Genomic DNA, 8,761 nt, shown 5'->3' on the forward strand with positions numbered 1-8,761 from the left:
TTCAAGCGCCTCCATTACCTCGCTGATACTGATGTTCATGGCCGACAATTTTTCGGTGGTAATGGCGACTTCATACTGCTTGAGTTTACCACCCCAGCTATTGACCTCAACCACACCAGGGATTCCGGCAAGTTGTCGTTTTACAATCCAGTCTTGTATGGTGCGCAACTCGGTTTCGTCATATTGGTTTTCATAACCGGGCTTTACATCCAGAATGTATTGGTAGATTTCCCCAAGTCCGGTTGTGATAGGACCCATTTCTGGAGTGCCAAAGCCTTCGGGAATGCTGCTTTTAGCTGCTTCAATTTTTTCAGCAATCAACTGCCGTGGTAAATAACTACCCATCTCATCCTTAAAAACAATAGTCACCACAGAAAGGCCAAACTTAGAAACTGAACGAATTTCTTCAACTCCCGGGAGATTGGCCATTTCAAGTTCTACAGGATAGGTAATGAATTGCTCAATGTCTTGCGTTGATAGATTTTGAGAAGTGGTAATGACCTGCACTTGATTGTTGGTAACATCGGGTACAGCACCGATGGGAATTTGTGTCAGAGAATAAATTCCAAAACCCGCCACAAAGGCTGTAAAAAGTAATACAATCAGTTTATTCTGTAAACTGAATTGAATGATTTTTGATAACATAACACACAATTAGAAGTTGTAAGATAGATTGCTAAAGGCAATCGATTAAATCAATGAAAAGTGTTATGTGGTCTTTGGAGGCTGAAAAATCTCGAAAACTGCAAAGGAAGAATAGCTCATTTGATAGCCAAAATTATCTCGCTTTTCAAAATTATCAAAACGTTTTATGGAAGTAATAACATGCTGCCCAAGTAAAGCAACAGCTGTATGAACGGCAGAACAACCTGAAAATGGAAGTTTTTCATGGTCGTGACTTTCATTTTGATGGTGCTCCTCTTTCTCTTGACCATAATGTTTGGCCATAAAAGAAAGTAGGTTGTCTCCATAGTTTTCTTTGTGAAATTGAGCGTGTTCAATGAAATCCTGTATGCCCAATACATCTCCTGCACTGATATGCAAGCTTTGTAGCAATAACAGAGAAGATAAGAGGAATGTAACGATTAGTTTCATTGAAATTGATTCAATACAAAATTAACACTTTTAAAATAATAAATTACTACTAATCAATAATTTGGAATGATTAAAAATTAACGCAAAATAAAATCTACCGCCAATTGTGCATGTAATTTGGTGGTGTCTAAAAGAGGCAAATGAAAGTCATCCTGCGAGAGCAGCATGGGCAATTCTGTACAGCCTAAAATGATGCTGTCTGCCCCTTTTTCTTCCAAATTTTTCATTTGCTTAATGAAGTAATTCTTAGCTTCAGAGGTGAATTTGCCTTGAGTCAAGTCTTCGGAAATGTAGCGGTGAATTTCACCAAAGTCCTTCTTGTTAGGATGTACTGTTTGAATACCAAAATTTTTATCCAGATAACCAGGAATAAAATCCATGGTCAGGGTGGGTTTGGTGCCCAGAAGTCCCAAATTGTTCAATCCTTGTTTTTGAGCTTCTTTCCCAATAGCTTCAGCAATATGCAAAATAGGGATGTTAACTTTAGGCTGCACAAAGTCATAAACCATATGGGGGGTATTGGCACAAATGATAATGGCTTTCGCGCCTGCAGTTTCCAGTTTGCGGCTGATTTCAAGGTAAGCCTCCTGAATCTTCTCCACATTTTGTTCGCGCATCAATTGAATGTTCAAACTGTAAAGCAATAAGGGCGGGTTCTGGCTGCCGCCGAAGGGGTTGCCTCCAATTTCATTGATCAGTTTGTAATATTCCACGGTGGAATGCCAGGAGGTGCCACCAATCATGCCGAGTAGTTTCATGGTAAGAGATGTTTTATGTTGCTGTGTTTAACATTGTACTTTTTGAAGGGTTTTCTTTGTGGTTCTCTGCGCTTCTTTGAGCAACTTTGTGCTATAACTGTTCCGCAAAGTTTCAAAGAGAATTTTTGTAAGTATTTCTTATTGATTGCTGCAAATGAACACTGAACTTATTTTGCCATACGCCCCACAGCACAGCTCACAAACGATTTGGCTTTTGCTGAAAACGGATTGTATTCACCAACAGCAGGATAGCCTAGTGTGAGTAGTTTTTGCTTTACAGTTTCCAAATCGGTTTTTGAAACAAAATCAAAGCTTACTGCATCGTTTTCAACATCTACATTTACATTTTCGATATTTTCAATGACTGAAAGTTTGGTAATTACAGTATGTGAGCAACCGCCACATTTCAGGTTTTGTATGTTTAGAGTGGTGTTCATTTTCTTGCAATTTAATTGACTGTTAAAGATACGAACAAAAGACTAAACAGTCTGTTATTCCCAGGTTAAATACCCGCCTTTGAGGTCGTAGATTTTTTTGAAACCCAATTCACAAAGTAACTGCGAAGCCTTTTGGCTTCTGTTTCCGGAACGACAATAAATGTAAACCGGCTCTTCTTTATTGTATTCAGCGAATTGATTTTTAAACTTTTCTTCCTTCAATACATCAGCATTCATAGCACCTTTAATGTGGCTTGTTTCAAACTCCGCTTTGGTTCGAACATCTACTAGTTGTATACGCTTATTTTCAATTTGTTGTTTAAATTCAGTTTTATCCAGTAGTGAAGCTGTTGGACATTTTTGTGCAAAAATTTGTAGTTGAACAAAGAGTAAAGTGATTGCTAATAGTATTTTCATAGGTGTTTGTATTTAACAATTTTTATAAAAGAGGGAGCAATTGTAGCATTGCTCCCTCAACTAAACCAACCAATTATAAATTAAACTACTTTAATTCGCTTATTTATGTTACAAAGATACTTGTGAGGGTTTCATTTCACAGTAACTTTTGTTACACAGAAGTATTAATTTTGGGTTGAAGGACAAACAGCTTCTGTTACTGGGAGGCCTGTTTTTTTTATGTGAGCAAAACCGCCCGCTATATCAATGACATTGTGAATGCCTCTTGCTTTTAAAATTGATGCTGCAATCACACTGCGATAGCCACCGGCACAATGCACATAAAAATCGGTGTCTGAGGGGAATTCAGCAAAGTGGTCATTCAGAAAATCCAAAGGAGTTAATTGTGCTTGTTCAATGTGAGAAGCAATGTATTCACTTTCTTTTCTCACATCGAAAACCGGAATGTTGTTGTTTTCCAATCTAGATTTAAATTCTTCAGCTGAAATACTGCAAAGACTGTCAGTCTTTTTTTCTGCACTTTTCCAGGCTTCAAACCCTCCCTTGAGTATTCCCAGAGTATTGTCAAAACCCACCCGTGAAAGACGTGTTACTGTTTCAGTTTCTCTGCCTTTTGGAGCAACAATCAGAATGGGCTGTTGCGTGTCAGCAATCAATGCCCCTACCCAGGGTGCAAACCCGCCGTCAATACCAATAAATATTGAGCGGGGAATGTGTCCTTTTACAAAATCACTTTGATGACGAACATCCAAAACAACAGCTCCGGTTTTATTGGCGGCAGCTTCAAAAGCCTCAGGCGAAAGTTCCTGTGTACCGCGTTCCAGAACATCATCGATGTCGTCATAACCTTCCTTATTCATTTTTACATTCAATGGAAAATACAAAGGGGGTGGTGCCAATCCATCTGTGACTTCTTTTACAAACTCTTCTTTTGACATATTGGCGCGCAGGGCATAATTCATTTTTTTCTGGTTGCCCAGTGTGTCAACGGTTACTTTCATCATGTTTTTTCCACATGCAGAGCCTGCTCCATGAGCGGGATAAACAATCACGTCATCGGCCAGGGGCATAATCCTGGATCGCAAGCTTTCATAGAGCATGCCTGCCAGTTCTTCCTGAGTCATAGAAGCGGATTTTTGCGCTAAATCAGGACGACCAACATCACCCAGAAACAAAGTGTCTCCACTAAATATTGCCAGGTCTTTTCCGGTTTTGTCTTTCAACAGGTAAGTTGTGCTTTCCATAGTGTGTCCTGGTGTGTGCAGTACTTTAATGGTAAAATCACCCACTTGAAATTCTTGATTATCCTCTGCAATAATAGCTTCAAAAGCTGTATTTGCTGTGGGCCCGTAAACGATTGGTGCGCCTGTTTTTTTTGACAATGTTAAGTGGCCGCTCACAAAATCAGCGTGAAAGTGTGTTTCAAAGATGTATTTTATATGAGACTTGTCATTGGCAGCTTTTTCTAAATAAGCTTGTACTTCACGCAAAGGATCAATGATGGCGGCCTCGCCCTTGCTTTGAATGTAATAAGCACCCTGAGCCAGACAGCCGGTGTAGATTTGTTCAACACCTTCAATAGTTGGTAATGCAGATATGGAATTCATATTGTTATTTATTTTTAAACGTACGGTTCATTAAATCAATGAAGAATTAAATTCCTAAAAATTCTTTTAGGAAAATGTAAAGGGCCATTATTAATACAAACCACCCAAAGGATTTTTTGAGTTTTTTGCTGTCAATAAACTGATTTAACCAAACCCCGGCAAAGATACCAAAAACAGACAAAAGGGTGAAACCTACTAAGAAAGACCAATCGATGGGCATCGTTTCAATATCCCCAATAAATCCAATCAATGATTTAACAGCAATAATTAATAAGGAAGTGGCTACTGCTTTTTTCATAGGTAACTTAGCAAGCAGCACTAAAGCAGGTATGATAAGAAAGCCTCCGCCGGCTCCCACAACACCTGTGAGAACCCCAACTATAAACCCTTCAATGATTATGAGTGGGTAATTGAATTGTAGTTGGGTGTCAGAATCGGGTTCCGGTTTTTTGTTTCGAATCATTGAAAAGGCTGCCAGCAACATAATCAAAGCAAAAAACACCATGATGGCACTGTTTTTTGTCAATGTGACCCCACCAATAGTAAATAGTTCCTGAGGAATGGAAGGAACTAAAAAACGTCTCGTTAAATACACAGCAATGAAAGCCGGTATTGAAAAAACAACAGCCGTTTTAAAATCAACCAGGCCTTTTCTGAAGTTTTGAAAAGCTCCAACTAAAGCCGATACACCTACTACAAAAAGCGAATAAGCAGTTGCGGTTACCGGATTTACACCCAATAGATAGACAAAAACGGGAACGGTTAAAATTGAGCCCCCACCACCTATGAGTCCCAGCACTACACCAATAATTAAAGCAGCAGCATAACCGATTATTTCAATGAAATCCATGTTTTTTGGTTTGTGGCAAAAACAGCTGGTTGTTAGACATCAATTAGTTTGATATGGTTTCTCTGGAGTTCTATTTTGCCTAGATTTTCAAGTGATTTAAGCAATCGGGAAATTACCACTCTGGATGTGTGCAGGTCGTATGCAATTTCCTGATGGGTGTTGTATATAATTTGATCGTTAGTGATACGGGCTTTTTCTTTCAGGTATTTCAAAAGACGTTCATCCATTTTTTTGAATGCAATATCGTCAATAGTTTCGAGCATTTCATTGAGCCGTTGGTGGTAACTGTTAAATACAAAATTGCGCCAGCTTTTGTATTTGGAGGTCCATTCTTCCATTTTTTGAATGGGAATCATAATGAGCTGGGCCTGTGTTTCAGCAATGGCTCTGATTTCACTTTTGGTTTGCCCCAAGCAGCAGCTCAAGGTCATTGCGCAGGTATGACCTCTTTCGAGAAAATACAACAACAATTCATCGCCATCCTCGTCTTCCCTAAGTACTTTAATAGCACCGGAAATAAGTAGGGGCATTGATTTTACATAAGTGCCTATTTCTATTAATTGGTCACCTTCATTAATTTCTTTAAATGTTCCAACCTTGTCGATTTCCTGAAGCAGTTCATCTTCAAATAAATGCCCAAAACTTTCACGTAAAATTTCTAACATAATTATATGCCATTAAATATGATTGTTGTAAAAGTACATAAAAAGTAAGTTAAAGACTTTAAAATAGTGTAGAATACCTCACAGACCACCCGGAATAATATCCCCATATTTAGTCCGGGGGTGTGAGGTCCTCAAGTGCCGCACTTGAGGGGTTTACTTTTTATTTTTTGCAAATGGAATTCTACCGTTGTGAATAGATTTACAGCACCAATAACAGCCATTAGTATATTGTGAAGTTTTTGTTGCTTCGTTTAGGGCCTCCTGTGAGTTGTTAAAAAAGCCAATATGTTTTCTGCTTTTTTCATCTGGCAGATAAAGACAGTCGTCTTTATGAATTTCAAATTCAAAATTCTGACTTAGTTCTTTGGATAAATAATAGTCTGGCATATCCTTTACATTTTCCAATAAACAAACCTAATAGGATGCGACGTGATTATTTTACGGAATTCCTCATTTTCAAAAAATAAGTTGCTTTTTGTTAATTATTTTCCAAAAAAAAGCGGAATAACACCTTTTAGATCAAACTAAGAACAGCATCATTGTTTACAATTAGTTGCTTAAAAAGCACAATCTTATTTTGAAAAAAAAGCACCTTATGTTTTATAAAGAATGCAAAGAGATATTTATTGATAAAAATGAGGATGAATACTATTTAAAACTTTTACATTTGATAAAAATTTTGAACCGAAAACGTTAGAGATTGCTTAACTTTTTGCAGGTATCAGTTTATTGCTTTAATTTTACATTATGACAAAAAAACCTCAAAAAATTGCTGTTCTTACAAGCGGTGGAGACGCACCCGGAATGAATGCAGCTATCAGGGCAGTAGTGCGGTCCTGTGCTTATCATAGTCTTGAGTGTGTAGGCGTGTTCAGGGGTTTGCAGGGGCTTGTGGAGGGCGACTTCAAAATGTTGGATGCCCGTTCAGTAAAAAACCTGATCAATCGTGGCGGCACATTTTTAAAGTCTGCCCGTTCAAAAGACTTTCTTGAAAAAGAAGGGCGAACAAATGCTTACAATAACTTAATTAAAGAGGGCATAGACGCCCTTGTGGTGATTGGAGGTGATGGAACTTTCAGAGGAGCCAGTGTATTTATCAAGGAGTTTAATTTTCCTATTGTTGGACTTCCCGGAACCATTGACAACGATATTCAGGGAACTGATAACACAATCGGCTATGACACGGCGCTCAATACAGTGGTTGAAGCAATTGATAAAATAAGGGATACGGCCAACTCTCACAACCGACTTTTTCTGGTAGAAGTGATGGGTCGGGATGCTGGGCATATAGCCCTCAATGCAGGCATTGGAGCCGGTGCCGAAGAAATTCTGATTCCCGAAGAGGATTTAGGTAAAGACCGCCTCATAGAATCTTTAAAACGAAGCCGAAAATCAGGAAAAACCTCCAGTATCATTGTCGTTTCTGAGGGAGATCAAATTGGTAAAAACATTTTTGAACTGGCAGAGTTTATCAAAAACAATATGGAGGGCTATGACGTAAGAGTGACTGTATTGGGTCACATCCAGAGAGGGGGTTCACCAAGCTGTTACGATCGGGTATTGGCAAGCCGGATGGGAGTGGCAGCTGTCGATGCACTTCTTGAAGGGAAACGGGACATTATGATTGGTACCCAAAACAATAAAATGGTGCAAGTGCCTTTTGAAGAAGCCATTAAAGAACAACAAAAAATAGATTTGGAACTCATCAGGGTTGCAGACATCACATCAATATAAAAAAACTATGATTAAAATTGGAATTAACGGCTTTGGCCGAATTGGAAGACTGGTACTGCGAATTGCAGAGCAAAGAGAAGACATTCAGGTAGTAGCAGTGAATGATTTACTCGATGTTGAGCATTTAGCTTATTTATTAAAATATGATTCCGTTCACGGAAGGTTTAAAGGGGCCGTTTCTACCAAGGATGGTCATCTAGTTGTGAATGGAAAAAAAATAAGAGTCACTGCAGATCGTGATCCTGAAAATTTAAAATGGAATGAAGCAGGAGCTGATATTATAATTGAATGCACCGGATTTTTCACTTTAAAAGACGATGCTTACAAACATATCAAAGCAGGTGCCAAAAAAGTAGTGATTTCTGCGCCTTCCAAAGATGCACCTATGTTTGTAATGGGTGTGAATCACACTGACGCCAAAGCGGATGATTTCATTGTTTCAAACGCTTCCTGTACGACCAATTGTCTTGCACCGCTTGCCAAAATCATTCATGACGAATTTGGAATTGTGGAAGGCTTGATGACTACTGTTCATGCAACAACTGCTTCCCAACTTACTGTGGACGGACCTTCCAAAAAAGATTATCGAGCGGGAAGAAGTGCACTTATTAATATCATCCCGGCCTCAACCGGAGCCGCCAAAGCAGTTACTAAAGTGATTCCTGATTTAAAAGGAAAACTAACCGGTATGGCATTCAGAGTGCCTACGGCAGATGTTTCTGTAGTAGATTTAACTGTTAGAACTGAAAAAGGAGCCTCTTTTGATGAAGTTAAAAAGGCTATTAAAAACGCAGCAAATGGTGCTTATAAAGGTCTGGTTGCCTATACTGATGAAGCAGTGGTTTCCCAGGATTTTGTATCAGATGAGCATATTTGCACCTTTGATGCCGATGCCAGTATTGCATTGAACGATAATTTCTTTAAGTTAGTAGCCTGGTATGACAACGAGTATGGCTATTCAGCTAAATTGGTGGATTTGTCAGAGCATGTAGCTAAACTATAGAAGATGACATTAATTGCAGATGGTGGTTCAACAAAGTGTGACTGGGTTTTGCTTGATGAAAGCGGTAATTTAGTATTTAAAACCCGTACACCAGGTCTGAATCCCTCTGTTCTTTCTGATGAGGAGCTTTTGCAGCGTATCAATAGCAATCCCGAGCTTAGCCGGGTTTTTGAACAAATTGAAGTTCTTGATTTT

General features: G+C 38.9%; 11 protein-coding genes and 1 pseudogene. 3 read left to right on the forward strand and 9 right to left on the reverse strand.

Going from position 1 to position 8,761, the window contains the following annotated elements:
- The 9 genes from AACY61_RS04360 to AACY61_RS04400 form a co-directional block, all read right to left on the reverse strand.
- Positions 1–645 (reverse strand): efflux RND transporter permease subunit (locus AACY61_RS04360; protein WP_339610367.1); only part of this gene is annotated, 645 nt, incomplete at its 3' end.
- Between the two features lie 63 nt (positions 646–708).
- Positions 709–1,095, reverse strand: a complete 387-nt coding sequence (locus tag AACY61_RS04365; RefSeq protein WP_339610368.1) for a hypothetical protein — start codon at positions 1,093–1,095, stop codon at positions 709–711.
- A gap of 77 nt (positions 1,096–1,172) precedes the next feature.
- Positions 1,173–1,853 carry an amino acid racemase gene (locus tag AACY61_RS04370; RefSeq protein WP_339610369.1) on the reverse strand — a complete coding sequence of 227 codons (681 nt, stop codon included), beginning with the start codon at positions 1,851–1,853 and terminating at the stop codon, positions 1,173–1,175.
- A gap of 167 nt (positions 1,854–2,020) precedes the next feature.
- Positions 2,021–2,290 (reverse strand): heavy-metal-associated domain-containing protein, encoded by a 270-nt coding sequence (locus tag AACY61_RS04375; RefSeq protein WP_339610370.1) that lies wholly within the window; start codon positions 2,288–2,290, stop codon positions 2,021–2,023.
- Positions 2,291–2,344: 54 nt separating this feature from the next.
- Positions 2,345–2,707 (reverse strand): rhodanese-like domain-containing protein, encoded by a 363-nt coding sequence (locus tag AACY61_RS04380; RefSeq protein WP_339610371.1) that lies wholly within the window; start codon positions 2,705–2,707, stop codon positions 2,345–2,347.
- A gap of 164 nt (positions 2,708–2,871) precedes the next feature.
- Entirely contained in the window at positions 2,872–4,314 is a 1,443-nt protein-coding gene (locus tag AACY61_RS04385) for an MBL fold metallo-hydrolase (RefSeq protein WP_339610372.1), read from the reverse strand.
- A 46-nt stretch (positions 4,315–4,360) separates the two neighbouring features.
- Entirely contained in the window at positions 4,361–5,164 is an 804-nt protein-coding gene (locus AACY61_RS04390) for a sulfite exporter TauE/SafE family protein (RefSeq protein ID WP_339610373.1), read from the reverse strand.
- Positions 5,165–5,196: 32 nt separating this feature from the next.
- Positions 5,197–5,829, reverse strand: coding sequence for a Crp/Fnr family transcriptional regulator (locus tag AACY61_RS04395; RefSeq protein ID WP_339610374.1), 633 nt, complete (start codon positions 5,827–5,829; stop codon positions 5,197–5,199).
- Between the two features lie 153 nt (positions 5,830–5,982).
- Positions 5,983–6,216 (reverse strand): hypothetical protein, encoded by a 234-nt coding sequence (locus AACY61_RS04400; RefSeq protein WP_339610375.1) that lies wholly within the window; start codon positions 6,214–6,216, stop codon positions 5,983–5,985.
- A gap of 360 nt (positions 6,217–6,576) precedes the next feature.
- Between AACY61_RS04400 and pfkA the strand changes: the two genes are divergently transcribed.
- The 3 genes and pseudogenes from pfkA to AACY61_RS04415 all read left to right on the forward strand — a co-directional run.
- On the forward strand, positions 6,577–7,563 hold the full coding sequence (pfkA, locus tag AACY61_RS04405; RefSeq protein WP_339610376.1) for a 6-phosphofructokinase: 987 nt from the start codon (positions 6,577–6,579) through the stop codon (positions 7,561–7,563).
- A gap of 7 nt (positions 7,564–7,570) precedes the next feature.
- Positions 7,571–8,566, forward strand: coding sequence for a type I glyceraldehyde-3-phosphate dehydrogenase (gap, locus tag AACY61_RS04410; protein ID WP_339610377.1), 996 nt, complete (start codon positions 7,571–7,573; stop codon positions 8,564–8,566).
- Between the two features lie 3 nt (positions 8,567–8,569).
- A pseudogene (locus AACY61_RS04415) lies at positions 8,570–8,761 on the forward strand (N-acetylglucosamine kinase); the annotation flags it as partial.

The organism is uncultured Planktosalinus sp., from assembly GCF_963973675.1.
Lineage (GTDB): Bacteria > Bacteroidota > Bacteroidia > Flavobacteriales > Flavobacteriaceae > Planktosalinus.

Coding starts and splice junctions, on each gene's coding strand:
- AACY61_RS04365 (WP_339610368.1), bottom strand. CDS start 1,095: ATGAAACTAATCGTTACATTCCTCTTATCTTCTCTGTTATTGCTACAA.
- AACY61_RS04370 (WP_339610369.1), bottom strand. CDS start 1,853: ATGAAACTACTCGGCATGATTGGTGGCACCTCCTGGCATTCCACCGTG.
- AACY61_RS04375 (WP_339610370.1), bottom strand. CDS start 2,290: ATGAACACCACTCTAAACATACAAAACCTGAAATGTGGCGGTTGCTCA.
- AACY61_RS04380 (WP_339610371.1), bottom strand. CDS start 2,707: ATGAAAATACTATTAGCAATCACTTTACTCTTTGTTCAACTACAAATT.
- AACY61_RS04385 (WP_339610372.1), bottom strand. CDS start 4,314: ATGAATTCCATATCTGCATTACCAACTATTGAAGGTGTTGAACAAATC.
- AACY61_RS04390 (WP_339610373.1), bottom strand. CDS start 5,164: ATGGATTTCATTGAAATAATCGGTTATGCTGCTGCTTTAATTATTGGT.
- AACY61_RS04395 (WP_339610374.1), bottom strand. CDS start 5,829: ATGTTAGAAATTTTACGTGAAAGTTTTGGGCATTTATTTGAAGATGAA.
- AACY61_RS04400 (WP_339610375.1), bottom strand. CDS start 6,216: ATGCCAGACTATTATTTATCCAAAGAACTAAGTCAGAATTTTGAATTT.
- pfkA (WP_339610376.1), top strand. CDS start 6,577: ATGACAAAAAAACCTCAAAAAATTGCTGTTCTTACAAGCGGTGGAGAC.
- gap (WP_339610377.1), top strand. CDS start 7,571: ATGATTAAAATTGGAATTAACGGCTTTGGCCGAATTGGAAGACTGGTA.